The 23810-nt window shown below is 48.2% G+C and carries 23 protein-coding genes; 20 read left to right on the forward strand and 3 right to left on the reverse strand.

Features of this window, described 5'->3' with window-relative positions:
• The first annotated feature begins 8 nt into the window (after positions 1-8).
• Positions 9-947, forward strand: a complete 939-nt coding sequence (locus ASG81_RS04185; RefSeq protein WP_056629521.1) for an aldo/keto reductase — start codon at positions 9-11, stop codon at positions 945-947.
• 39 nt (positions 948-986) lie between these two features.
• Here the strand turns inward: ASG81_RS04185 and ASG81_RS04190 are convergent, their stop codons facing one another.
• The gene (locus ASG81_RS04190; protein ID WP_056629523.1) at positions 987-1799 is read right to left on the reverse strand and encodes a helix-turn-helix domain-containing protein; all 813 of its coding nucleotides are present in this window, start codon (positions 1797-1799) and stop codon (positions 987-989) included.
• Positions 1800-1934: 135 nt separating this feature from the next.
• Here ASG81_RS04190 and ASG81_RS04195 point away from each other — a divergent pair, with 135 nt between their 5' ends.
• The 15 genes from ASG81_RS04195 (at position 1935) to ASG81_RS32485 (ending at position 18646) form a co-directional block, all read left to right on the forward strand.
• Positions 1935-2744, forward strand: coding sequence for a phytanoyl-CoA dioxygenase family protein (locus tag ASG81_RS04195; protein WP_056629525.1), 810 nt, complete (start codon positions 1935-1937; stop codon positions 2742-2744).
• A gap of 6 nt (positions 2745-2750) precedes the next feature.
• Positions 2751-3611 (forward strand): sugar phosphate isomerase/epimerase family protein, encoded by an 861-nt coding sequence (locus tag ASG81_RS04200; protein ID WP_235548724.1) that lies wholly within the window; start codon positions 2751-2753, stop codon positions 3609-3611.
• Between the two features lie 162 nt (positions 3612-3773).
• Positions 3774-5117 (forward strand): glycoside hydrolase family 30 protein, encoded by a 1344-nt coding sequence (locus ASG81_RS04205; protein ID WP_056629527.1) that lies wholly within the window; start codon positions 3774-3776, stop codon positions 5115-5117.
• Between the two features lie 125 nt (positions 5118-5242).
• Positions 5243-7024 (forward strand): sensor histidine kinase, encoded by a 1782-nt coding sequence (locus tag ASG81_RS04210; protein WP_056629529.1) that lies wholly within the window; start codon positions 5243-5245, stop codon positions 7022-7024.
• Complete coding sequence (locus ASG81_RS04215; RefSeq protein ID WP_056629531.1) at positions 7017-8078, forward strand: response regulator transcription factor; 1062 nt, start codon at positions 7017-7019, stop codon at positions 8076-8078. The genes ASG81_RS04210 and ASG81_RS04215 overlap by 8 nt, the downstream gene beginning before the upstream one ends.
• A gap of 101 nt (positions 8079-8179) precedes the next feature.
• Entirely contained in the window at positions 8180-9472 is a 1293-nt protein-coding gene (locus ASG81_RS04220) for an ABC transporter substrate-binding protein (RefSeq protein ID WP_056629533.1), read from the forward strand.
• Between the two features lie 89 nt (positions 9473-9561).
• Positions 9562-10446 carry a carbohydrate ABC transporter permease gene (locus ASG81_RS04225; RefSeq protein WP_056629536.1) on the forward strand — a complete coding sequence of 295 codons (885 nt, stop codon included), beginning with the start codon at positions 9562-9564 and terminating at the stop codon, positions 10444-10446.
• Positions 10443-11270, forward strand: a complete 828-nt coding sequence (locus ASG81_RS04230) for a carbohydrate ABC transporter permease (protein WP_056629538.1) — start codon at positions 10443-10445, stop codon at positions 11268-11270. The genes ASG81_RS04225 and ASG81_RS04230 overlap by 4 nt, the downstream gene beginning before the upstream one ends.
• A gap of 62 nt (positions 11271-11332) precedes the next feature.
• The gene (locus ASG81_RS04235) at positions 11333-13330 is read left to right on the forward strand and encodes a beta-galactosidase (protein ID WP_056629540.1); all 1998 of its coding nucleotides are present in this window, start codon (positions 11333-11335) and stop codon (positions 13328-13330) included.
• Between the two features lie 201 nt (positions 13331-13531).
• Entirely contained in the window at positions 13532-14647 is a 1116-nt protein-coding gene (locus tag ASG81_RS04240; RefSeq protein ID WP_235548731.1) for an LLM class flavin-dependent oxidoreductase, read from the forward strand.
• A 163-nt stretch (positions 14648-14810) separates the two neighbouring features.
• Positions 14811-15131, forward strand: a complete 321-nt coding sequence (locus ASG81_RS04245; protein WP_056629542.1) for a chorismate mutase — start codon at positions 14811-14813, stop codon at positions 15129-15131.
• Positions 15132-15157: 26 nt separating this feature from the next.
• Complete coding sequence (locus ASG81_RS04250) at positions 15158-15928, forward strand: DUF3891 family protein (protein ID WP_162254993.1); 771 nt, start codon at positions 15158-15160, stop codon at positions 15926-15928.
• A 304-nt stretch (positions 15929-16232) separates the two neighbouring features.
• Complete coding sequence (locus ASG81_RS04255) at positions 16233-17255, forward strand: aldo/keto reductase (RefSeq protein WP_056629546.1); 1023 nt, start codon at positions 16233-16235, stop codon at positions 17253-17255.
• Position 17256: 1 nt separating this feature from the next.
• A complete protein-coding gene (locus tag ASG81_RS32480) occupies positions 17257-17697 on the forward strand; it encodes a hypothetical protein (protein ID WP_056629548.1) in 441 nt (146 codons plus the stop codon).
• Positions 17648-18646: a styrene monooxygenase/indole monooxygenase family protein gene (locus ASG81_RS32485; protein ID WP_235548725.1), complete on the forward strand. Its 999-nt coding sequence runs from the start codon at positions 17648-17650 to the stop codon at positions 18644-18646. The genes ASG81_RS32480 and ASG81_RS32485 overlap by 50 nt, the downstream gene beginning before the upstream one ends.
• Before the next feature lie 24 nt (positions 18647-18670).
• Here ASG81_RS32485 and ASG81_RS04270 read toward each other — a convergent pair whose 3' ends face one another.
• On the reverse strand, positions 18671-19612 hold the full coding sequence (locus tag ASG81_RS04270; protein ID WP_056629553.1) for a ribose-phosphate diphosphokinase: 942 nt from the start codon (positions 19610-19612) through the stop codon (positions 18671-18673).
• Positions 19613-19826: 214 nt separating this feature from the next.
• Between ASG81_RS04270 and ASG81_RS30605 the strand changes: the two genes are divergently transcribed.
• The 4 genes from ASG81_RS30605 to ASG81_RS04285 all read left to right on the forward strand — a co-directional run bounded on the left by ASG81_RS30605 (position 19827) and on the right by ASG81_RS04285 (position 22216).
• Complete coding sequence (locus tag ASG81_RS30605; RefSeq protein WP_155971204.1) at positions 19827-20021, forward strand: hypothetical protein; 195 nt, start codon at positions 19827-19829, stop codon at positions 20019-20021.
• Between the two features lie 339 nt (positions 20022-20360).
• Positions 20361-21320, forward strand: a complete 960-nt coding sequence (locus ASG81_RS04280; RefSeq protein WP_056629557.1) for a carbon-nitrogen hydrolase family protein — start codon at positions 20361-20363, stop codon at positions 21318-21320.
• Positions 21321-21334: 14 nt separating this feature from the next.
• Positions 21335-21475 (forward strand): hypothetical protein, encoded by a 141-nt coding sequence (locus tag ASG81_RS31825; protein WP_200961424.1) that lies wholly within the window; start codon positions 21335-21337, stop codon positions 21473-21475.
• A 99-nt stretch (positions 21476-21574) separates the two neighbouring features.
• Positions 21575-22216, forward strand: a complete 642-nt coding sequence (locus ASG81_RS04285; RefSeq protein ID WP_056629559.1) for an HNH endonuclease — start codon at positions 21575-21577, stop codon at positions 22214-22216.
• Positions 22217-22402: 186 nt separating this feature from the next.
• On the opposite strand, the gene ASG81_RS04290 is transcribed toward ASG81_RS04285, so the two are convergent.
• Positions 22403-23407, reverse strand: coding sequence for a LacI family DNA-binding transcriptional regulator (locus ASG81_RS04290; protein WP_056629561.1), 1005 nt, complete (start codon positions 23405-23407; stop codon positions 22403-22405).
• Between the last annotated feature and the right edge of the window lie 403 nt (positions 23408-23810).

Consider the following 23810-nt stretch of genomic DNA (forward strand, 5'->3'; position numbering starts at 1 on the left):
AAAAAAAGATGGAATACATTCAAATTGAAGGATCACCAAAACCGGTATCGCGTTTAATGAAGGGCTCAGATTATTTTTTCCACCATTCCTACGAGAAAGCGGCAGCTAATCTGGATGCTTTTCTGGCGATTGGAGGCAATTCGGTCGACACGGCACATATCTACTGCGGCGGACAAAGCGAGGAGGTCATCGGCCGTTACATGCAGGAGCGCGGCAACCGGGAGCAAATGGTCATTTTGACGAAAGGCGCGCATCATGATCAAACCGGTCCGCGCGTCAATAAAGAAGCGATCCGGCAGGATCTGACGGACAGCCTCGTGCGTCTGCAAACCGATTATGTCGACCTCTATGCGCTGCATCGCGATGATACCTCCGTCCCGGCAGGAGAAGTCATCGATCTTCTGAATGAGCATGTGCAGTCAGGCAGCGTCAGAGCGATTGGCGTATCGAACTGGTCTTGGCAGCGGATTAAGGAAGCGAATGAATATGCAGCGGCGAAGGGACTTGTCGGCTTCTCGTTCAGCAGTCCGAACCTAAGCCTTGCGAAAGCGAATGAACCGTTCTGGGCAGGCTGCGTATCTGCCGATGAGGAAACCTGCGCGTGGCATGAGGAGCAGCAGTTTCCGCTGTTATCCTGGTCGTCGCAGGCAAGGGGCTTCTTTACGGGCAGATTCTCTCCGGAAATTCGCGATAATGCTGATTTGGTACGCGTGTTTTACAGCGACGACAATTGGGAGCGGCTTGAGCGTGCAAAGCAGCTCGCAGCGGAGAAAAACGTTAGCGCGATTCAAATTGCGCTTGCATACGTGCTTAATCAGCCGTTTCCTACCTGTGCCCTGATCGGTGCGCAATCAGCGGAAGAACTGCATTCCTGCGATGCGGGCTCGCTCATTAAGCTGACGAAGGAAGAGCTGAACTGGCTCGATCTGGCAACGCAGAAGGTTTAATGAGACTGGCAACCGAATCGATGGATCTAGAGGACAAAGCTACTCTATTTGAGCAGCTTTGTCCTTTTTGTACGCTCTTGGACTGCTCCCATACGTTTTGCGAAATAAAGCGGCAAAATGATTATAATTGTTGAAGCCGACATCCAGTGCGGCTTCGGTAGCCGTTCGGCCCATACGCTCCATTAACAGCGCAGCTTGCTGGAGACGCAGCCGATTCAGATGGTCCAGCACGCTTGCGCCCGTTTCCTGTTTGAAGAGATGGGACAGCCTGGAGTGCGAAAGTCCAACCGATTTGGCTATATCCTCGATTCGAATCGTTTTATTCATGTTGCGGGATAAATATTGCAGGGCAAGCTCGATCCGGGGGTCCAGCTGCCGCTCCAGCAGCTGGGCAGTGAGCAAAATAATTTCCCGTAAGCCATTTTCGCACAGCGTATGCCAGAAGCTTGCTCTCTCGCGGGAATCATTCAAAATATGATGGAAGGCTTGCTGTACTCTGCTTTGCATATTGCCTTTCGGTATGGCGGCGACGATGCATTCCTCACTCGGCAGGTAGTCGATTTCAGGCAGTTTCTGAAAATGCGCCCAATAAAAAATCCAGCGGCTGCCCGGCACGGTTCCGTACTCATGAGGAATGCCGGAGCGAAGCAGTCCGATTTGTCCGCTGCTACAGCGCTTTTCCCCTTGGGGCGTGCGCAAATAGCCTTCACCCTCTAAGGTGAAAAAAATGAGCCATTCACTCATGCCGTTTGGCCTTCGATAGCGATAGGAGTCGGATTCATCAAATAGACCGCTAAGCAAAGCTCCGCCAGGCGAATCATTACCAGCCTCGTTTCCGATAGACGGATACATTTCAGTCTCCTCCTCAAAAATTCATAATAGCAGAATACCATTACTTTTCAGCAGTAATCATTCTTCCTTAAAAATAACGAAAGTTCTATGATGATGTCAAGAGCAGTGAATTTATTAGAGAAGGAGCGCTATGCGATGGATAAAACTTTGAACGTATTAACGGAGGAGCAAGTCAATCAATTCAATACAGAGGGCTATATCATTATTAAGGATCTTTTCTCGCAGGAGGACATTCGTACGATCGAGGATACTTTTGAGGAGATTAGCCACAAGGCTGTACCTGGTTTTTTCGAGCCGGATTTATCAGGGACCGCGGATGATCCGTTAAAGCGGTTTCCGCGCGTGATGCATCCTCACCGCTTCAATGAAACGGCCAAAAAATATTTGCTCCATAAACCGGTTATGGCTGTATTAGCCGATCTTTATGGCGAAGAGGCGCTGGCGGCCCAAAGCATGTTTTATTACAAGCCGCCGGGTTCACGCGGCCAAGCTTTGCATCAAGACAATTTTTATTTGCAGGTGGAGCCCGGCAATTGTATTGCTGCATGGACGGCAATCGACGCGGCGAATGAAGAGAACGGCGGTTTGTTAGTCGTTCCGAAGACGAGCGAGCATGAGATTAGCTGCCCGGAACTAGCGGATTCAACCGAATCCTTCACGACCCATTACGTCAAGCCGCCGAAGGATCAGAAGGCGATGCCGGTTATTATGGATAAGGGCGATGTTTTATTTTTTAACGGAAATCTTATTCATGGCTCATACCGAAACAAGACGAAGGATCAATTCCGCCGTGCTTTTATTTGCCATTATGCAAACTCGTCGGCAACCCGTATCAATACCCACTACCGCCCATTGTTCCGGGAAGACGGCACGACTATCGATTTGGAAATCAACACGGATGGGGGCCCTTGCGGAATGGAATTCGAAATGGCTTATCCGCACTAACCGATAATGAAAATAAAAGATCATTTGCGGGTCGAAATGTCATGGTGGGGAATGAACGGTCTTCAAGGAACGGCGGGGCATGGGGCAGCAATCGAGGAAAAGTTCAAGCTCATTGCGATGAACGGCTTTGACGGCATAAATGCGTTTGTGCCTGCTCCAGAGGAGTGCGGCCTTTGGAAGGAGCTGCTTCATCAATACGGCTTATCGTTTAGTGTGAATGCCTACCCTACCACGTTAGTGGAAATGTCCGATTTTTTGGATAGAGCAGCGGCTTTTGGTCAAATTGACTATATCAATGCGCAAGTGTTGAAGCCCTTTCTGACCGGCGATTCGGCGGTCGAGCTGCTCTCCGGCATCGATGCGCTGTCCAGGCAAGCGGGCATTCCGGTCTATGTCGAGACGCATCGCGGTACGATAACGCAGGATCTTATTCGTACGCAGCAGTTTATACAGGCGCTGCCGAAGCTTAAGCTTACAATTGATTATTCCCATTACGTCGTGGCAGGCGAGCTGCACACGGTGTCACCCGAAGCGGAGCAAATGCTGCAGAGCTTGCTGCCGAACGCCTACAGCATTCATACACGTATTTCGAATGGCGAGCAAATTCAGATCGACCCTGGCGAGACGGGCCATCATCCGATGCTGCCCCATTTTGCAAGATGGTGGGAAAGCGCAATGCGGCATTGGCGCAGTAGTCCAAGACAAGAGGGAGAAACCTTTCCTGTCGTTATTGAACTGGGGCCGCCGCCATATGCGATAACGGAGGGCGGGGCCGGCTTCAGACAATCTGAGATTAGCGACCGCTGGTCGCAGTCGCTCTATTTGAAGCAATTGGTACAGCAGCTTTGGCAAAAAGCATGCCTATAACGGGAACCCGGCTTGGACAACATTCGTCCAGTCGGGTTTTTGTCTGTTAAGCGCCAGCTGGTTTAATATTGTCCAAGAGCAAAGTCTAATTTTGTCCAATTAAACGCTTTCATGTTCAGGCTATAATGAAAAAAACGCTTACAAGGAGTGGGGTTTGCAGTTATGGAACAGAAACGGATACAATGGTTTGCAAGCACAGAAACCGAGCTTTGGACCGAGAAGCATATAGAGGAAGCGGATAGCGGAAATGCTAATTTAGCGTTTACGAACGAGAGGTTTCAACCATTAGAAGGATTTGGGGGCTGCTTTAACGAGCTTGGCTACGTTGCCCTTCAACATTTGCCTGAAGAAGAACGGAGCAGTGTTATGCATGCGCTATTTCATCCGGAAGGCGAGCATAAATTCAGCATTTGCAGACTTCCGATCGGTGCGAGCGACTATGCGCTGGAATGGTACAGCTTGAACGAAACAGACGGAGATTTGAATATGGAGCATTTTTCGATCGCCCGCGATCAAAAATATCTGATTCCTTATATTAAAGAAGCGCTGCAGCTCAATCCCGATTTAAAGCTGTTCGCTTCTCCTTGGAGCCCTCCGACATGGATGAAATTTCCGAAGTCGTACAATTACGGCACGCTGCGCTGGGAAAAGGAAATTTTGGAGGCGTACGCGCTTTATTTCGTAAAGTTTGTTGAAGCGTATAAGGCGGAAGGCATTACGATTCATCAGGTTCACGTTCAAAACGAGGTTGTCGCAGATCAAAAATTTCCTTCCTGCGTTTGGACGGGTGAGCAGCTCCGCGAATTTATCCGCGATTATTTAGGTCCGGCCTTTGAGAAGTATGGCCTTGATACGGAAATATGGCTGGGCACGATCAATGCTCCTGAGGCTTGGGATGAATGGATCAAGAAGAAAGCGACAGATTTTGATGCTTATGCGAATACGGTGCTTAGTGATCCGGAAGCTTACAAATATGTAAAGGGCGTAGGCTATCAATGGGCAGGAAAGCATGCCATACAGCGCACGGTTCAAAGCTATCCGGAGCTTCGTTACATGCAAACGGAGAATGAATGCGGTGACGGCGAGAACACTTGGTTCTATGCGAGGTATGTATTTAATCTTTATCAGCATTATTTCACAAACGGCGTGAATGCCTACATCTACTGGAATATGGTGCTTGAGCCAAAGGGCAGAAGCACATGGGGCTGGGAGCAAAATGCGATGCTTACGGTCGACAAGGAGAAGCGAGCTGCAACGCGCAATCCGGAATTTTATGTGATGAAGCATTTTGCCCATTTTACATCGCCAAATGACAGAAGAGTTGGGCTTAAGGGGCCATTGGCCGGCAATGCGGTCGCCTTCGAGAAGCCGGACGGCACCCGTATTATTGTTCTCACGAATCCGTTTAAGGATACCAGGGAGCTGCGCTTGTCCATCGACTCCAAGCAACAGCTGTTCCGGCTTGAACCAGAATCCTTTCATACGATCATCATTCCTCGCGGATGACGAAAGCATACGGACTAACGCCAGCATTTTCACGGGGCGTTAGTTTTTTGCTCAGATAAAAGCTTTTATCCTACGGAATCGGTTAAGCTATGGACATGAGAAGAAACGGGAGGTGAAGTGTATCCATGTTTGCCAAGCTTTCGCGCATGCTGACGGATCCCTTCCGGCGCAGCATTCGCAATAAATTGATTTTTACGATGATCATATTGTCCGTCATCCCGATCATCGCGGTCACTTTGCTGGCTGCCGAAAATAACCGGAAGTCGATGGAAGCGGAAGTGATCGGCACTAACTTATCCAATATGAAGTGGACGGGCATTCATCTGGGGGAGCAATTCGCCCAATTAAACAATCTCATTTACACCGTGCTTATTAGTCCGCATCTAAGCGATTATTTGGCAAGTACAGAGGGGGCTTCGATCTACAACCAGTTCGCAGCGCAAAAAAACATCTTGGACACGCTGAACAATTTGTTTTATTCCGCGGGCAACCACGTCATCGGCGTGGAGCTCTACCTGAAGGAGCCGGGCAAATTGTTCACGATTAACGCTTCTCAAAATGATCTTGAATCCTCGCCGGTCATTCCATCCCCCTATAAGCAGCTATTCGAGCAAAATAAGGATTTTGTCATCCGGTTGACGGGCGCGGAGAATGGCGAATTCCAGCTCATCCGCAGCATCAACCGCTTTGAAAACCGCGAAAAGCTTGGCGGGATTTCATTGGTCATCCGGTGGTCGATGCTCGATCAGACGCTTGATCTGATCGGCCGCGGCGAGGAGCATAAGGTGCTCATTGCGGGGGAGGACGGGAATATTTTGTATCAGCCATTCGGCGATAAGCCGTCGCAGGAGCTTATGCTTCGAGTCAAGCAGACTGACGATGGACAAGGCTACTTCCGGACACCGGAGGAATATGTCTTCTACAATACGATTGACCCGGTCGGCTTGAAGCTCGTTACGATCGTTCCGACCAGCTTTATTAATAAGAGCGCACAGTCTACGATGCATTTCGGCCTTATTGTAGGCGGCATATCCGTTGTTGTATCGATAGTAATCGCCTTTTTGCTTGCATGGCGCACCGCGACGCCCATCGTCAACCTTGCAAGATCGATGCAAGGGCTTGGCATCATCAAAGAAACCGAGCTGCCGCAGAGCAGGCGCGTGGACGAGATCGGCCTGCTCGAAACGAAGCTGTACAACATGTCATATCGCATAAGAGAGCATATTAAAACGGAATACAGCATGAATCTCGAGAAGAAGACGGCGGAGCTCAAGGCGCTGCAAGCGCAAATTAACCCGCATTTTTTGCAAAATACGCTTCAAATGATCGGCAGCATGCTGTTTACGAAAAAGCCGGCCGAAAGCTATGAAATTATTCGTTCGCTTAGCGATATGTTTCGTTACGTCATCCGGGATCCGGATGATCTCGCAACTTTAAAAACGGAAATCGAGCATTTAAACAATTATATGCTTATACAGAAGCAGCGTTTTTCATCCCGGCTTAGCTACACGACCGATATCGACGAGTCGGCTATGCGCTGCGCTATTCCGAAGCTGACGCTGCAGCCGATCGTGGAAAATGCCTTTTTCCATGGATTGGAAAACAAAACAGGCGACTGGCAGCTTAATATATCCGTAGAACGCGAGCCAAATACGGTTCGCATCCGAATTCGCGATAATGGCATAGGGATACGTAACGATAAACTGGCCGAGCTTCGCAAGCGGATAACGAATCAAAGCGGACAAGTATGGACGCAAGGCGATCGGATCGGGATTCAAAATGTGGCCTCGCGCATTTATATGCATTTTGGCCCGTCGTATGGGATAGCGATTGATAGCGAGCCAGGCGCAGGCACGACGGTAACAGTCACCGTTCCGATAGAATCAAGGGGGGAGCAGCATGATTAAAGTGTTAATTGTCGATGATGAGAGCTGGACAAGGGACATCATCAGGGCATTCGGAGAATGGGAGAGGCTCGGAATGGAAATCGTCGGCGAAGCTGCGGACGGCGAGGAGGCGCTGCGCATGATCGGGCAATTGCAGCCGCAAATTGTCATTACGGACATGCGGATGCCAGGAACGGACGGCGTGAAGCTGCTTCAATTGCTGAATGACCGGCATCCGGACATTAAGGCTATCGTCGTCAGCGGCTATGATGACTTTCAATATGCGAAGCATGCGCTTCGGTATAAAGCGGTCGATTATTTGCTTAAGCCGGTTGATCCGAAGGAGCTGAACGCGGCGCTGCAAAATTGCAAGAGCGGGCTGGAAGCAGATCAAGCGGAACGCAGCCCATTATCGCTGGATCTTGATATTTCCTATTCGATAACGAGCTATAAGCAATTGCTTAAGTCCCATTTCAATGAGCTGAACAAAGAAGGCGCAGCGGCAACGCTCGGCCATATGATGGAGGAGCTTGAGCGGAACGGGATTACGAAAGCGGCCATGCTTGAGCAGGTCGTTCAGGAATTGCTTCTGCTGCTCAAGGAATTGATGGCTGCCAACTCGCTGGACAGTGAAGGCTTGCATGCTCCATATGGTAATGAAGTATTAGCGTCCTGTTCGGAAACCGCCATATTTCTCACCCGTCATTATTTGGTTACGTTAGAGCAGCTTATTCAGCAGCGGAAGTTTAGGAACAAATTGAATTTAGACGAGGTCAGGCTGTACATGGAGAAGCATTATACCGAGCCGGTTACGCTGGAGCAGCTGGCGAGAGCGTTCTTCGTAAGCAAGGAATATTTAAGCAAAATGTTCAAGCAGGAATACGGCCGCAACGTGACCGATTATTTGCTTCATCTGCGCATGGTGAAAGCGAAGGAGTGGCTGCTTGATGAGAGCATTCCGATCAAAGCGATTGCGGAAATGGCCGGCTATGAGGATATCACTTATTTTTATCGCGTATTTAAGAAGCATTTTGGCATTGCACCCGGTGAAATGAGAAAGAATGCCGAGGTTTAAAATTATCCAAGGAAAGAGTCTAATTCCGTCCAATTAAACGCTTTCATTTTTTAGTTACAATGAAAGCGTACACAATACAAGCTTCTGGGAGGTCAAATTAGATGAAAAAAATGATTAAAGGTTTACTCGTCACCGTGCTTGCGACATCGCTGCTTGCGGGCTGCGGAAGCAATGCAAATAAAGCGGAGAGCACGGACAATGCGGCAAGCGGCGGCGAAGCCAAAAGTGTGAACCTTAAAATGTTTATCGCTCAGCCGCGGTTTAAAGAGCAATACGATAAATATATTGCGGATTTTGTTGCGAAGGAGAAAGCGGAGAAAAATATCGACGTAACGGTACAGCTCGAAATGCCGACTACCGATAACGCGGCGCAAATTTTAAAAACGCGTCTGGCATCCAACGACGCACCGGATATATTCTCGCTGCATGCCATCAATGATATTCCTATCTACTACAAAGCGGGCTACTTGGAGGATTTATCCGATCAGCCTTTTGTGGGCAAGCTTCTGGATAGCGTCAAGCCGTCCGTCACGACTACGGACGGCAAGGTGGTCGCTGTTCCTCTTGAAACATTGTCATGGGGCTACTTGTACAACAAAAAAATATTTACGGATCTTGGGCTGACGCCTCCCACGACTTTAACAGAAATGAAAGCGGTTGTTGAGAAGCTGAAGTCGAATAACGTAACTCCGTTCGTGCTGTCCTACAAGGAATCTTGGATTCCGCAGCTTGTACTGCCGCTGGCGGCAGGCGCGCTCATCAATACGGATAATCCCGATTTCATTGAGCGGATGAATAAGGATGAAGGCTCGTTTACTGAAATGAAATCGATGTTTGACATCTTCGATCTCATTAACGCGAACGGAACAGAGAAAGCGACGGAAGTCGGCGGCGATGACGGCGCTGCAGCGTTTGCGGCCGGCAAAGGCGCGATGTGGCTGCAAGGACCGTGGTATGCGGATACGATTCTGAAATCTAATCCTGATCTTGATTTTGGCGTAGCGCCGCTGCCGATTAACGATAATCCAAAAGCAACGCTCATTAACCTTAGCGCATCCACTTCTTTAGCATTATCGAAAACAACGAAAAACAAAGAAGTGGCGCTTGACTTCATCAACTATGTGCTCGATGATACTGCTTCTAATGCGTTCTTTCAAGCGCTTAAATTTAATCCGATCGCAACTGTGCATACGTTCGAAAGCTATCCTTGGGTAAACGATGCAACTGCTTATGTCAAAGAGGGCAAATCGTATCAGGATCCATCTATGCCGCAGGCTGTAAAGGACGAGGTAGGCAAAGGGCTGCAGGCTTATTATGCCGGTCAAATTTCACAGGATGATGTGCTGAAGGCGCTCGACAAGGCCTGGAAATCGTTCAATAAAGTAAACAAGTAAGCGACTTTAGTCCGGGATGCAGGGGAGAGGTGATTCCTGCTTCTCCCCATCCCGATTAATAGAGACACATAAGGAGAGGGGCGGAAACTGTGCCGATCAAAAGCTACAAAAAATACATCTCGTTATTTACTTTTGTTGCGCCCGCATTTGTTTTATATGCGATTTTCCTGCTGATACCAACGCTCGGTGGAATGTTCTACAGCTTTACCGACTGGAACGGCTTGAATACAAACTATGAATTTATTGGCTTAGGCAACTTTGTCGAAGCGCTTAAGGAAGACCCGGACTTCATCAGTTCAATATTTTTCACTTTGAAATACGTGCTGTTCATGGTCGTTCTGCAAAACGTATTCGCTTTGCTGCTCGCCGTATTTATCGAATCGCGCGCAAAAAGCAAAGGCTTCTTCCGGACGATTTTCTTTATGCCGAACATGATAAGCACGATCATCAGCGCGTTTATGTGGACGTTCGTATTCGCTCAGGTGCTGCCGCAGCTCGCCGAGAAGACAGCGCTTACGTTTTTGGATCAAGCATGGATCGGAGATCCGCAAGTTTCCTTCTACTCCATTCTGATCGTCTCGCTTTGGAATGGCGTCGGCTACATGATGATTATTTATTTGGCCGCGCTGCAGGGCGTTCCGCAAAGCTTAAAGGAAGCTGCTGTCATTGATGGCGCTACTGCATTCCAAACGTTCCGCAACGTGACGCTTCCGATGATTACGCATGCGATTACGATTTGCTTCTTCCTGACGCTGAACGGCGCATTTAAAGTATTTGAGGTTGTATTCGGCTTAACCGGAGGCGGTCCTGGCCGGAGCACGCAGGTTATTACGATGAACATTTACGAAGAAGCGTTCTCGAATAATTTCCGTTACGGTTATGCCAGCGCAAAATCAGTCATTCTATTCGTAATTATCCTAATATTCACGCTTATCCAAATCCGTGTCATGAAGAAAAGAGAGGTGGAAGCATGAGTCAGAAAAAATCAACCTCCCTGCTTATTACCATTATGCTGTCGACCTTGGCTGCTGTTTCCTTCTTCCCGATTTACTTAGCTGTCATTAACTCGTTTAAAACGCAAGGCGAAATGTTCCGCTCATTCGTTGCGCTGCCTTCACAGATTCATTTCAGCAACTATGTCGATGCTTTTCGTCAAATTCATTTGCTGAACAGCACGCTAAACTCGATTATTATCTCCGTGCTGGGTATCGGCGGGATCGTATTTTGCGCCGCATTGGCAGGTTACAAGCTTTCCCGTACGAGCGGCAGGCTAAGCAATCTGATCTTCTTCTTATTTATTGCATCGATGCTCGTTCCGTTTCATTCGATTATGATTCCGTTGACTAGAATGGCCAAAGCCTTGTCGGTTCAAGGCAGTACGTATGGGCTTGCAATCATATATATCGGATTGGGCGTTAATATGGCGATCTTTCTCTACCATGGCTTCGTGAAATCGATCCCGAGAGAGCTGGAGGAAGCGGCGCAAATTGATGGCTGTAATGAATACCAAACCTTCTTCAAAATTATTTTTCCGCTGCTTGTGCCGATTACCGTAACGATTGCGATACTTGATTTCCTTTGGATCTGGAACGATTTCTTGCTGCCGCTGCTAATGCTGACGGATGTGGACAATTACACGCTCATTTTATCTACAAACACCTTGTTCGGCGAGTATAACAAAGAGTGGTCGCTCATTTTGGCGGCGCTTGTACTGACGGCGATTCCTGTCATTATTATTTATTCGTTCTTCCAAAAGTTCATTATGCACGGAATTGCGGAGGGTGCAATAAAGGGCTAATGACAATGGTTCTGAATCCGGGCGGATAGAGACTAATCAGCTATAAAGAAGGAGCTTATATCATGAAAAAATTGTTATACGGCGTTGCTTATTATGATGAATATATGCCCTGCGAGCGGCTGGAAGAAGATATTCGCATGATGAAGGAAGCGGGGATTAATGTCGTTCGAATCGCGGAATCGACCTGGAGCACGCATGAGCCGCAAAACGGCATATTCGATTTCACCTCTGTCGATAAGGTGCTGGATGCCATGCATGGCGCAGGCATCCAGGTGATTGTCGGGACGCCGACCTATGCGGTTCCCACATGGATGGTGAAGGAGCATCCGGACGTGCTGGCGGTAACTGCGCGCGGACCCAGCAAATACGGGGCGCGCCAAATTATGGATATTACGAACCCGGCTTATCTTTTTTATTCGGAGCGCATCATTCGTAAGCTTATTAGCCGTGTAAGCGGACATCCAGCCGTTATCGGGTATCAGACGGATAACGAGACGAAGCACTACGATACGGCCGGGCCGAATGTTCAGCTGCAGTTCGTCAAATATATGCGGGACACTTATGAATCATTAGACCGCGTCAACCAGCTGTTCGGACTTGATTATTGGAGCAATCGCATTAACAGCTGGGAGGACTTTCCGTCCATGGTGGGCACGATCAATGGAAGCCTTGGAGCGGAGTTTGCAAAATTCCAGCGGAAGCTGGTTAACGATTTTTTGGCATGGCAGGTATCTATCGTGAACGAATACAAGCGGCCCGGACAATTCGTGACGCAAAACTTCGATTTCGAATGGCGCGGTTATTCGTTCGGCGTACAGCCTTCCGTTGATCATTTTGCCGCTTCGGTGCCTTTCGATATTGCGGGCGTCGATATTTATCATCCTTCTCAGGACGACTTAACCGGCATTGAAATTTCGTTCGGCGGCGATATGACGCGTTCACTGAAAAACAGCAATTATTTGGTTCTGGAGACGCAAGCGCAGGCCTTCCCTCATTGGACGCCATACCCCGGACAATTGCGGCTGCAAGCATTCAGCCATCTCGCATCCGGGGCGAATATGGTCGCCTATTGGCACTGGCATTCGATTCACAATTCGGCGGAGACATATTGGAAAGGGCTGCTGAGCCATGACTTCAAGCCGAATCCGGTGTATAACGAAGCGAAAACGGTTGGAGCCGATTTTGAGAGACTAAGCGATGAGCTTATTAACTTGCGGAAAAACAATCAGGTTGCCGTAATGGTCAGCAACGAGGCATTGTCGGCGATGGAGTGGTTCAAGCTGCCCGACGGCAAAACGTACAATGACGTCGTTCGTTCCTTGTATGATGAATTGTACAAGCTGAATGCCGAGGTTGATTTTATCCAGCCTTCCCATACTAATTTGAATGATTATAAGCTAATCGTCGTTCCTGCGCTTTACGCGGCAGCCGATGATTGCCTGGAGCGGTTAAATGAGTACGTCCGCAGCGGCGGACATGTTGTCTATTCGTTCAAGAGCGGCTTTGCCGATGAAGTCGTTAAGGTTCGCGCTTCGGAGCAGCCCGGTATTATACATGAGGCATGCGGCATCACTTACAGCATGTTCGTATCCCCGTATCGTGTAGGCTTAAAGGGTAAGCTGATTGACGAAGGGACAGAGAGCAGCCGGGTTGAGGCATGGATGGAGCTTATTACTCCAACGACAGCTGAAGTGCTTGCTTATTACGATCATTCGCAGTGGGGCGAGTATGCGGCGATTACACGCAACAAATTTGGAAAAGGAACCGCGACCTATATCGGATGTATGCCAGGGGCCGGAATTGTCAGACGCGTTCTGAGCGGCGCCCTGCAGGATGCTGGGTTATGGGGCGCAAATCAAGAGCTTACTTTCCCGATTATCGTGAAATCGGGCCTGAATGCAAATGGAGAACAAATCCGTTATTATTTTAACTATTCGAATGAGCCTGCCGCTTTCATTTATGCGTATCAGGCTGGTACGGAACTGCTGACGGGCAGCAGCATCGCAAGCGGTCAACAGCTGGAGCTTGCACCTTGGGGCTTTCTTATTATTAAAAAATAGATAAGGCTAAGGCTGAAACAAGCGGGGCTTGTTTCAGCCTTATTTGTGTATGCTAAAGTGAATGAGCAGGATAACTGTGCGCTGCTCCTGAACTTGACGATACGCAATAACTTATGTATCATTACTTACAATAAGTAACTAGAGATTACCTAATCAGACGTTACCCGTCTTTGGATATAATGTAAGAAAGCGGTGTTTGTCATCAAAGAAGAAACAAAGATTGGTGTTCCGTTAAATGAAGGGCGATCGGGACAGTTTGAGTTTGGCATTTATACGTTAGGCGATATTAGCGCTGATCCTGTAAGCGGAAGGCTGCCGAGTGCCGGGGAACGGATGAAGGAGATCGTTGCAGCAGCGAAGCTTGCCGATGAGGCCGGCCTCGATGTATTTGGAGTCGGCGAGCATCATCGCTTGGACTTCGTTATTTCGTCACCTCCTGTCGTATTAGCGGCGATCGCTTCAGCTACGAAGCAAATTCGGTTAACAAGTGCGACTACGGTGCTTGGAACCTCTGATCCGGTAAGAGAGTTTGAGGATTTTTCGACCTTGGATTTATTGTCCGACGGACGAGCGGAAATGATCGCGGGACGGGGGGCGTACGTGGAATCCTTCCCGCTGTTCGGACATAACCTGGACGACTATAAGGATTTATTTTACGAGAAAATCAACCTGCTGCTTCAGTTGAACGAAAGCGACCGTATAAGCTGGAATGGCCGATTTCGCACCAGCTTGCAAAATGCTGAAATTGCCCCGCGTCCGCTGCAGCCCCGTCTGCCTGTGTGGGTCGGAGTCGGGGGGACCCCGCAGAGCGCAGAGCTGGCCGGAAAGCTGGGCACGGGAATGGCTCTTGCCATCCTTGGAGGCGATCCGGCAAAGTTTAAGCCGCTTGTTGACGTTTACCGGGCCGCAGGCATACGGGCTGGACATAAGCTTGAAGCGCTTAAGGTAGCTATAACGAGCCATGGCTATATCGCCAATTCTTCTCAGCAGGCCAAGGACGAATATTATCCCTATTACGCTCATTACGTAAGTCAGTTCATGGGCGGAAATGCGAGAGGCGAGAGGCTGGCGAGAGAGCAGTTCGAGCAGCTGGCGAATCCCGTAAATGCGTTAGCCGTTGGCAGTCCCGAGCAGATTATCGAGAAAATTTTGGCGCAGCATGAGCTTTTTGGTCATAACAGGTTTATGGCTCAATTCGATATCGGAGGAATCCCTTTCTCCAAGGTAGCGGCATCGATCGAGCTGCTGGCGGCTAAGGTTGCGCCGGTTGTCCGAAGAGAGCTGAGCAAATCCGGTTTATATGCAGAGCAGCGCTAGAATGAATAGAAATGTAAGAGGAGACTGCCAAAGGCCATTGTATCGGCTGCGGAAAGTCTCTTTTTTTTCGGTACACATCTAACGATTGTTGTGATAGTCCATAGCCGATCGGGCCGGGGAGATGGTACAATTATAAAAAAAATGATGAATAAGGGAGAGGCGCATGGAAGCTTCCAGACTGGATGAATTAAGACAAGGCATTGATCAATTGGATCATAAAATTATTTCCTTGCTCGCGGAGCGGTTTCAATTAACAGAAGAGGTCGGTATTTATAAAGCATTAAATAAGCTGACAGCTCAAGATCCGGGCCGCGAATCGAAGCAATTTGATAAAATAGCGAAGCTTGCGGATAGTAAAGAGCTGAACCCGGAATACGCAGCCGCTATTTATAGGAGCTTGATGGACGTTGTTATTTTACGGCATAAAGAAATACAGCAATCGTATGAGCAAAACAGCCGGATTGGACAAATTGAAGCCTACTAATCGACCGTTTTGTCATGAAGGAAGGGATGGTAACGATGATTGTGTACGAGAAGGAAGAAGCGTTCATACTCATTGCACAGCATGATCATGCACGTATATCCGGAGATCTTGTTTCTGCATGGCAAAGCGAATTATTTCATAGCAAAGAGCGCAGAGAAGAGTTAGCCTGCGCAGCTTATGAGCATGATAGCAGCTGGATTGAGCTTGACCGGATTCCGCTCTGGAATGATGCGGCCCATGCTCCTTATTCGTTCCGTGATTTTCCGGGAAATATTAGATTTTTCTTCTATTCCAAAGGACTGGACCACGTACAGGAAACGAGCGAATATGCAGCGCTGCTCGGCAGCATTCTCTACACGACGCTTGCCGAGAGATTCAGAAACGCGGATACGGTTGCGTTCGTAGAACGTGAATTTGCTAGACAGAGCGCGATTATAGAGCGGCAGAAGCTTGATGTGAAGCTGCTTCAGCTGCATGCGAAAGCGCTGCTGCTTTGCGATGAGCTCTCGCTTTTTGCATGCATGGAGCAGCCGGGAACACCTAGGGAGCGCTATGAGTGGTTCGCTGACGGATTTCCGTATTGGTTCGACCGTACGGGACAAACGTCATTGCTTGCCGATTGGAAGGATCAAGCGACGATTGAATTGAATCCGTATCCTTTCAGCAGGGAAGTGGAAACGAAACTTTCTTACAAAGAAGTCAGCAAGGCTGACATTGAGAAGTATGGCATTGCGGAAGCTTATCAGCGAGAGCAATTGAAGGAGCATAAGCTGCTGTTTAAAGAGAAATTAGGGTAATATCAACCGCATGCTAGAACAATGGAACACCGTCCGAAGTGAAGCGCACCCCTTAAAGCAGTCATTGGAAAATCCCAAATGGGAACCGGTGATCCTTTAGGGGGTGTATTTTTTATGAGGAAGTACGAGCTAATAAGCATAAGACGTATCTACTACGCCTATCTATCCCCATATAAGGTTGGATAGAACTCAGACTCGTTAAATAGACCCCTGCACTTCCCGTCTTGAGTCTCATACTATTCGTTTGCTTTTTTAGTATACTGAATTCCTGAACCAAATTAAGGAAAAACGAGGAGGGAAAAGGATGAAATACGCAATATTGGGCCAATCAGGCTTGCTTGTTTCCAGATTGGCATTCGGAGCGATGACTTTCGGATCGGGAAACAATCCCAGCGTCTACAAGGTGGATCAAAGCGGCGCGCAGCAGCTTGTTGACCGCGCTTTAGACGCGGGCATCAATTTTTTTGATACCGCAGACGGTTATGCGGACGGACAAAGCGAAGAGATGCTTGGACGGCTGCTCGGTACCCGTCGCAAGGAAACGGTCATCGCCACGAAGGCCGGCTTTCGCGTAGGTCCGGGGCTCGTCCAAGCGGGTTTATCCCGCAAACATCTGTTCGAAGCCTGCGAAGCGAGTCTGAGTCGCTTAGACACGGATTACATCGATCTCTACATCGTACATAAAACCGACCCATACACACCGCTCGAGGAAACACTGGAAGCGCTGAACGATCTGGTTCGGCAGGGGAAAGTCCGCTATATCGGCTACTCGAATTGGCCGGCTTGGCAAGCGGCGCAAGCCGTAACGATCCAGCGCGAGCGCCGGTGGGCGTCTTTTATTAACGGTCAGCTGTACTATTCCTTGGTTGGCCGCGACATTGAACATGAGACGGTTCCATTCGCGGTCCGCAACAGAGTCGGATTAACCGTCTGGAGTCCGCTCGCAGGCGGCTTCTTAAGCGGTAAATATACCAAGGAGAACTTGAATGACGATCAAAATCGTTTAAGCGGTTTTGATTTTTTGCCGCATGACAAAGAATGGGGTTTCAACATTTTGGACACCGTTCGTGAAATAGCTGGAGAATATGGATCAACACCGGCACAAGTCTCGCTGGCATGGCTCTTGGCCCAACCACACGTCAGCAGCGTATTGGTCGGCTCCAGTAAATTAGCCCAATTGGAAGATAATCTGCGCGCAGTAGAGCTTCAGTTGAGCGCCGAGGATGTAGCGAGACTGGAAGAAATAACGCGGCCGGTTTCCTTGTATCCGAATTGGTTTACGGCCATGACGAATGATATACAAACCGCGGAAGCTTTGGGGTTATAATATGAACAAACGGATTGGAATTATCGGAAGCGGTACCGCGGGACTGCAGCTTGCATTTTCCTTGAAAAATGATTTTGACGTAACGCTGCTTCACGAGGAACCGGATGAGATTCGCAGCGGAAGAATTCAATCGACCCAGGTTTATTTTCGACCGACGTTGGAACGGGAGCAGCGCTTTCATATGCCGGAAACGGATGTTGCCCCTTCCATTAAAACCATCCACTTCAACATGGGCCGGGAGAAGCTATTTGTAGGGAGGCTGACAGGCGCGGCAACGTCTGTCGATCAGCGGATGGCCTTCTCCGAGGCGATGGATAAATTGGTGCAGCACGGCGTGCGCTTTCGTAAAGCCCGCGTATTCCGGAACGAGATTAAGAGCTTGGCTGAATCTTATGAACTCTCAGGGACCGGTTACCATTTTATTCATAGAAGCGCTGCCTGATGGGATATTGGATGCCTTTATAGGAGTAAGGACAGCTCAAGATTTTGAGGAACGGATGGAGAGCATTCTGCAGGAAAATTTTCCGGAGATTTACGGTCGTGTCGACTTGGATCGTTTCTCCCTTGTAGATGAGGCGGCTTATCTACAAGCAGCGATTACACCGGTTATTCACCGGCCGTATCTGATGCTGAACGGCACTTTGGTGTTAGGATGCGGTGACAGTGTCTTCCTTGCAGATCCGGTAACGGGTCAAGGCTGCAATACCGCCTCCTATTGTGCGGAGCAGTTGTTTGAGACTCTTATGGCACACAAGGAATCCCCATGGGATGAAAAGGTTGGAATCGAGTATTGGAGCCGGACCCGCCCTTATTTGATGGCAGTGACAGAATGGACCAATGCCATGACCGGACCGCTGCCCGAACACATCGTACAAATGCCTTATGCAAGCAGCCACGGATCAACAGATCGCCGACCAAGTAGCCCGCTGGTTCGAGAAACCGCAGAAAGCTCACGAAGCATTCTTCCATCAAAAATATTGCAGCGGCAGTCTATGCACACGGTTCAGGCTGCCGCTGCGTCTCGATCTATAAAAATGGGGCTTGACCAGCGCTTAGGGTGGTGCCCGCTTTTTTTGCCAAAGCTATTACTTCACCGGCCCCATGGCCCCGGTTGTGAGATCCAATTTCACGTTAATATCCGCATCCTTGACCGCCTTGCCCCAATTGTCTTCCACTTTTTTAAATTCCTTGTATTGGAAAGCTCTTACGTATATGCCAAACCCGATTTCATGCTCCTGAATGATTTTCTGACTGCTCATTCATCGGTCCATTCCTCATTACCCGCCAAAGTGATGAGGCGTCAGCTTATTTTTCCACGATTTTCCAAAGCTATGCATGACAAAAACCACCCCCTTGCCGTTAAACAAGGGGGTGGGGGAATTGTTCTATAGAGCATAGCGGCTATCGGATAACCATTATGTGCCAGCTTTGAACAAGGTGGCAATGGAGCCGCCTTCCGTAATAATTTTGATCGCTGTAGCAAGCAGCGGCGACATTGGAAGAACGACAAACTTATCCGTATGCGCCTCATCGATCGCGATCGTATCCGTAATGACGACCTCGCGGATATTCGGATGGTTGAGTTTCTCCAGTGCATTCGCTGAGAAAAGCCCGTGCGTTGCACATATGTAAGAATCATGCGCGCCTTTTTTCTTAAGCGCCTCTACGACGTTAACGATCGTGCTGCCCGTATCGATTAAGTCTTCGATAATGATCGGAGTCATATCTTCCACGTCCCCGATGATATGCGTAATCTCGGATTGGTTATGAGCCGGGCGGTTTTTAATCATAATCGCGAAAGGGCAATCGAGTAAACCAGCAAGCTTCTCGGCGGTTGTAGCTCTTCCCGCATCAGGGGATACAACGACAGGGTTTTTAATTTTTTTGCCTCTTAAATATTCGATGATCATATCAAGCGCGGTTAAATGATCGACTGGAATATCGAAAAAGCCTTGAATCGGATCGGCATGCAAATCAACCGTAATAATCCGGTTGGCGCCGACAGTAGTCAGCACATCCGCTACCAGCTTAGCGGAGATCGGCTCGCGCGGCGCCGATTTTCTTTCCTGACGGGCGTAGCCATAGTAAGGCATGACGATATTGATCGTTTTAGCCGATGCGCGCTTAGCCGCATCGATCATGATGAGCGTCTCGATCAAATGCTCGTTTACGGGATGGGATAGCGATTGCACGATAAACACGTCGCACGTGCGAATTGATTCCTGGTAGGATACATGAATTTCGCCGCTCTGCAATCTGGAAATGGTGACATTTCCTAGCGGAAGATCAAGCTCCTTGCACAGCTCTTCGGCAAGCCTTTGGTTCGAGGTGCCAGAAAAAATTTTAACCTTTTGCATGTGTTCCTCCTTAAAGGTTTGCGCAGCAAACCTGCATCGTAAGCATGAGCTTAGGCTTGCTGCGCAAGCCTGCTTCAAACGATTTTCTTTGTATAATCATAACAAACAAAGCATAGGAGGACAAATACTAACTAATCGATTCAAGTAATGGAACGATTAATGAAAGGTGATAAAGTAAATGAATGAGTAAGCATGGGGAGAGGGGAGGCCTTGTGTGTCAGATCAAAGTACTGCTCCAAGCTATACATGCTGGAAAAAAGTTTGGATGCGCTTGAATTCACAAAAGCTACTGTGTATGAACTCGAATGGTGTTAAAAGTATAACGGTAATTAGTGGCGCTATCACGCCTATTTCTGCTTTACCAACGGAAATAGAGGTAAATTTTGGCGTTATCAGCGGTTTTGAATGAGTATGAGACCCATTCAGCGTGAATAAGACCAAAAAAGTCCTCTCAAGTTTGGTCACTACCGGGAGCTCAAAGATTAAGACCATAAAATACCTCTATGCAGCATAGAAAGCAGTTGAAAGCTATTAATCTTTGCAATAAAAGTTAAGACAGCCAGATATTCTTTCGGTTGTCTTTTTTTACATAACTAGGATGCGCTCAAAACGGTAGGCTGCGTATTTGAAAATTGGTTGGATGATTTACGCACCAATTGGACGGTTACAGTACGCCTGGAACACACTATGATAATCCTATAAGGTTAGGCAAGGGCAATGGAACGGGGATAAAAAGGAGACGACGATTATGAACGAACGAAAGGTAAGAGCAGCTGTCGTTCAGGCGGCGCCGGTATTATTCGATAAACAGTCCGCCATTCAGAAAATAGCGAGCTATGCCAAGGAAGCACAGGCGCAAGGCGCCCAATTGCTTCTCTTTCCCGAAGTATTCATAGCGGGCTATCCGAGAGGTCTATCCTTCGGCGCTAGAGTCGGCAGCAGAACGATGGAAGGCCGTAAGGATTGGGCAAAATACTGGGGCAGCGCAATCGAAATTCCTGGAGAGGATACGGAACTGCTTGGAGAGATCGCGAAGGAAGCAGGCGTTTATTTGATTATTGGCGTCGTGGAACGGGATCGGGAGTACAGCCATTCGACGCTTTATAACAGCATTGTCTACATTGGACCCGATGGCAGGCTGCTCGGCAAGCATCGGAAGCTGATGCCGACCGGCTCGGAACGCTTGTTATGGGGACAAGGAGACGGAAGCACGCTTACCGTTATAGAAACTCCGTTTGGCCGTATAGGCGGTTTGATATGTTGGGAAAACTATATGCCTCTTGCAAGAACCGCCTTGTATGCGAAAGGGATTGATATTTTGGTTGCGCCAACAGCCGATGCGCGGGATACGTGGCAAGCGACTTTGCAGCATATAGCGTGCGAAGGCAGGTGCTACGTCATGTCCAGCAACCAGTTCGTCACGAAGGATTCGTATCCGGCTGATTTGAACGGCTATGCTGAGCTTGCGCAGGAGCCGGATACGCTATGCCGGGGAGGCAGCACGATCGTAGGGCCGCTGGGCGATTATGTAACGGAGCCGGTGTACGGGCAAGAGTGTATTTTATATGCGGATTTGGATATGGAGGCTGTGACGGCGAGCCGCTTTGACTTCGACGTTGTTGGCCACTATAACCGCCCTGACGTATTCCAGCTTCATGTGAACGAATCAAAGCAGAGTATTGTAACCTTTAATAATGAAGATGAATGACGGGAGGGGATCGAATGGAAGTGCCGGTTGGCGTATGGGTCGCCGCAGCCATTATTGTCGTTATTTTAGCATGGATCACGTTTTGGATTACGAATAAGGCGTATTCGCGCAGATGGGAAGACCATGATAACGAAAATAACGGAAAACGCAATTAGGGCGAAGCTCCCATGGAATCGCAATTAATGCTACAATAGTAGAAAAACAGAGGGGACGAAATCGGGAGCGGAGAAAGGGATCCGGGCCCGGAATAACGAATGGATGAAACAGAACCTCTTGTCACGAAACAATGCGCGAATTGCAAGGAAACAAAGCCTATCTCACAATTTCTTAGACGAACAGGCAGGCGTTCAAGTGCGGGGTCGCGCCGCGGCGCATGCCGGGCTTGCAGAAAGGCGAAGGCCGCTGCAGCTCCTTCAACCGTCATCGCGATTCAAGATCAGAAAGCAATGCGAAGGAAAGCTCAAGCTAATAAGCCGCGCAGTGTGCCGCCTTTGCCGACTGTCCCGCTGCCTAATGACCCTGCCGCTCTGAAGACGACCCGTCAAGGGACGATTTGGATGAGGGGCAAGACGGATAAGGGGAGGCGCTGGTATCAAGAAATCGAATTGGAGCTCGCGAGAACGCTCGTTAAGGAGCATGCTGCGGTTATCGTAAACCGTCACACGATTCGCCGCTTGTTCAGCAACAAGGATTTCCGGCACTATGTTTTGGAGCGGGACAACCATGCTTGTTATTTTTGCGGTGAATTCGGAGATACGATCGATCATTTGCTGCCGCGTGCAAAGGGCGGTCACACGACGCCAGTAAATTGCGTCTGCGCTTGCAATGCCTGCAATCAATCGAAGGCGGATCAGGATTTACAATCGTTTATTAAAAATGAAGAGATTGTCCCTTAAATGAGTTTTTAGGTTAAGTTAGTCAAGCAGAAAAAAGGCAGTCCTTAAAGGTCCAAAGACCTCTTAGGACTGCCTTTTTGCAAATATAAGAAAGTATAAATTTGAACCTTATACGATGCTTATATTTCACCTCCAAACGAGCCTTTGCCGTCAAAGACGGCGCCAGCCGTTTACGCTTGATCTGTGTTAATTTCTTATGATGACCTCAGCTTGAATGAGTGTTTTTTCATAGCTCGTGCCTGGATTAAGAATCCGCCAAAGCATTTGATCGACAGCCCGTTTGCCCAGCAGCTCCTTGTCTACATTAACGGTAGCTGCGAAAGGAATTTGAGGATGCGTATTATCGAAGCCGGTAAAAACGAGATTGTCGGGAATAGCCATCCCTATGTGCTTTAGCGTTTCCATCGCGAAAAAGGCAATTATATCGTTAGCGCAAACGAACACTTCAGGCAGGCCGTGCTCCAAAACAGCAGCTTTAAAAGTATCGTGAAAATTATCGATTTCTGGTCCCATAAGTGAAGGGATTTGCTTTAATTCGATATCATGATCCTCAAGCGCGGAGCGGAAACCAAGGTAACGTTCGTAAAAGCTTTGCGCATCTCTAATATTTCCTAAAAACTGATAGCTTTTGTAGCCTTTCGTAATAACAGCGTTCATAATCTCTCTCATACTGGACAAGTTATCGGTAAAGATGGAGTCGCAATGAAAGCTCGGATCGAAATGATCGACCATAACGGCTGGAATGCCTAACCGCTTAATATCGAGAAGCACGGGAGTTGATATCGATCCGACTGTTATAATGCCCATTATAGCTTCGGGGTTAAGTAGAGAAAACATGGAGTCATTGGCAGGCTCCGTTAAAGTGAGAATGTTAATGCCCTTCTGGTTTAGTCTTATGGAAATGCCGTTAAATATCGGTCCCCAGTAGAGGGAGTCGGTATTCTGATACCGCACGTTTGGAAACAGCACAAGAATCGTCCCCGACCATTTATGCGCTTCGATATCTATAAGCTCAGTGGGCACAGACGCAGCTTGAGTGTCCTTAAAGTAACCGAGCTGACCTGCCGCTCTCAATATTAAATCCCTTGTTTGTGGGCTGACTCCTGATTTACCAGACAACCCCCGTGATACTGCGAACTTCGATAGTCCTGTAAAATCAGCTATGGATTGAATCGTTACTTTACGCCGCATAAAAGTCATCCTACCTTACTCAGATTGTTTGTCATCTATTTATGAATAAAAAATTTCCAATTTATATGGGCTTTATTGCTTCTAATCATTTTACATGATTGTCTCAAACAATAAAACTTGCTTTTGAAAAGATAGTACTCAACCTCTTTAATTAAGAAAAATTTGATTTTGTTATTTTGTTATGTGACAGCGGGTTTTAGTAAGGAATACAAGCGTTTATACTGTAAAAGCGCGTCGTACTGGTTGCTTTTGTGTGAGTCGTATGAAATAACAATAAGAAAACAATTGACTGATTTTGTTTTTGATTATACATTTGTTATGAAAAATAAATAAAAAGCAATAACAATATAACAAAAGAGGTGATTAAGGTTAATATTTAACCGATGGCAAGCATAATAGCCAA

Source organism: Paenibacillus sp. Soil522, assembly GCF_001428245.1.
Taxonomy (GTDB): Bacteria; Bacillota; Bacilli; order Paenibacillales; family Paenibacillaceae; genus Pristimantibacillus.

What these genes read in the sequence shown, in the direction of transcription:
- ASG81_RS04185 (WP_056629521.1), top strand. Translation starts at nt 9, where the DNA reads ATGGAATACATTCAAATTGAAGGATCACCAAAACCGGTATCGCGTTTA.
- ASG81_RS04190 (WP_056629523.1), bottom strand. Translation starts at nt 1,799, where the DNA reads ATGTATCCGTCTATCGGAAACGAGGCTGGTAATGATTCGCCTGGCGGA.
- ASG81_RS04195 (WP_056629525.1), top strand. Translation starts at nt 1,935, where the DNA reads ATGGATAAAACTTTGAACGTATTAACGGAGGAGCAAGTCAATCAATTC.
- ASG81_RS04200 (WP_235548724.1), top strand. Translation starts at nt 2,751, where the DNA reads ATGAAAATAAAAGATCATTTGCGGGTCGAAATGTCATGGTGGGGAATG.
- ASG81_RS04205 (WP_056629527.1), top strand. Translation starts at nt 3,774, where the DNA reads ATGGAACAGAAACGGATACAATGGTTTGCAAGCACAGAAACCGAGCTT.
- ASG81_RS04210 (WP_056629529.1), top strand. Translation starts at nt 5,243, where the DNA reads ATGTTTGCCAAGCTTTCGCGCATGCTGACGGATCCCTTCCGGCGCAGC.
- ASG81_RS04215 (WP_056629531.1), top strand. Translation starts at nt 7,017, where the DNA reads ATGATTAAAGTGTTAATTGTCGATGATGAGAGCTGGACAAGGGACATC.
- ASG81_RS04220 (WP_056629533.1), top strand. Translation starts at nt 8,180, where the DNA reads ATGAAAAAAATGATTAAAGGTTTACTCGTCACCGTGCTTGCGACATCG.
- ASG81_RS04230 (WP_056629538.1), top strand. Translation starts at nt 10,443, where the DNA reads ATGAGTCAGAAAAAATCAACCTCCCTGCTTATTACCATTATGCTGTCG.
- ASG81_RS04235 (WP_056629540.1), top strand. Translation starts at nt 11,333, where the DNA reads ATGAAAAAATTGTTATACGGCGTTGCTTATTATGATGAATATATGCCC.
- ASG81_RS04245 (WP_056629542.1), top strand. Translation starts at nt 14,811, where the DNA reads ATGGAAGCTTCCAGACTGGATGAATTAAGACAAGGCATTGATCAATTG.
- ASG81_RS04250 (WP_162254993.1), top strand. Translation starts at nt 15,158, where the DNA reads ATGGTAACGATGATTGTGTACGAGAAGGAAGAAGCGTTCATACTCATT.
- ASG81_RS04255 (WP_056629546.1), top strand. Translation starts at nt 16,233, where the DNA reads ATGAAATACGCAATATTGGGCCAATCAGGCTTGCTTGTTTCCAGATTG.
- ASG81_RS32480 (WP_056629548.1), top strand. Translation starts at nt 17,257, where the DNA reads ATGAACAAACGGATTGGAATTATCGGAAGCGGTACCGCGGGACTGCAG.
- ASG81_RS32485 (WP_235548725.1), top strand. Translation starts at nt 17,648, where the DNA reads ATGAACTCTCAGGGACCGGTTACCATTTTATTCATAGAAGCGCTGCCT.
- ASG81_RS04270 (WP_056629553.1), bottom strand. Translation starts at nt 19,612, where the DNA reads ATGCAAAAGGTTAAAATTTTTTCTGGCACCTCGAACCAAAGGCTTGCC.
- ASG81_RS04280 (WP_056629557.1), top strand. Translation starts at nt 20,361, where the DNA reads ATGAACGAACGAAAGGTAAGAGCAGCTGTCGTTCAGGCGGCGCCGGTA.
- ASG81_RS31825 (WP_200961424.1), top strand. Translation starts at nt 21,335, where the DNA reads ATGGAAGTGCCGGTTGGCGTATGGGTCGCCGCAGCCATTATTGTCGTT.
- ASG81_RS04285 (WP_056629559.1), top strand. Translation starts at nt 21,575, where the DNA reads ATGGATGAAACAGAACCTCTTGTCACGAAACAATGCGCGAATTGCAAG.
- ASG81_RS04290 (WP_056629561.1), bottom strand. Translation starts at nt 23,407, where the DNA reads ATGCGGCGTAAAGTAACGATTCAATCCATAGCTGATTTTACAGGACTA.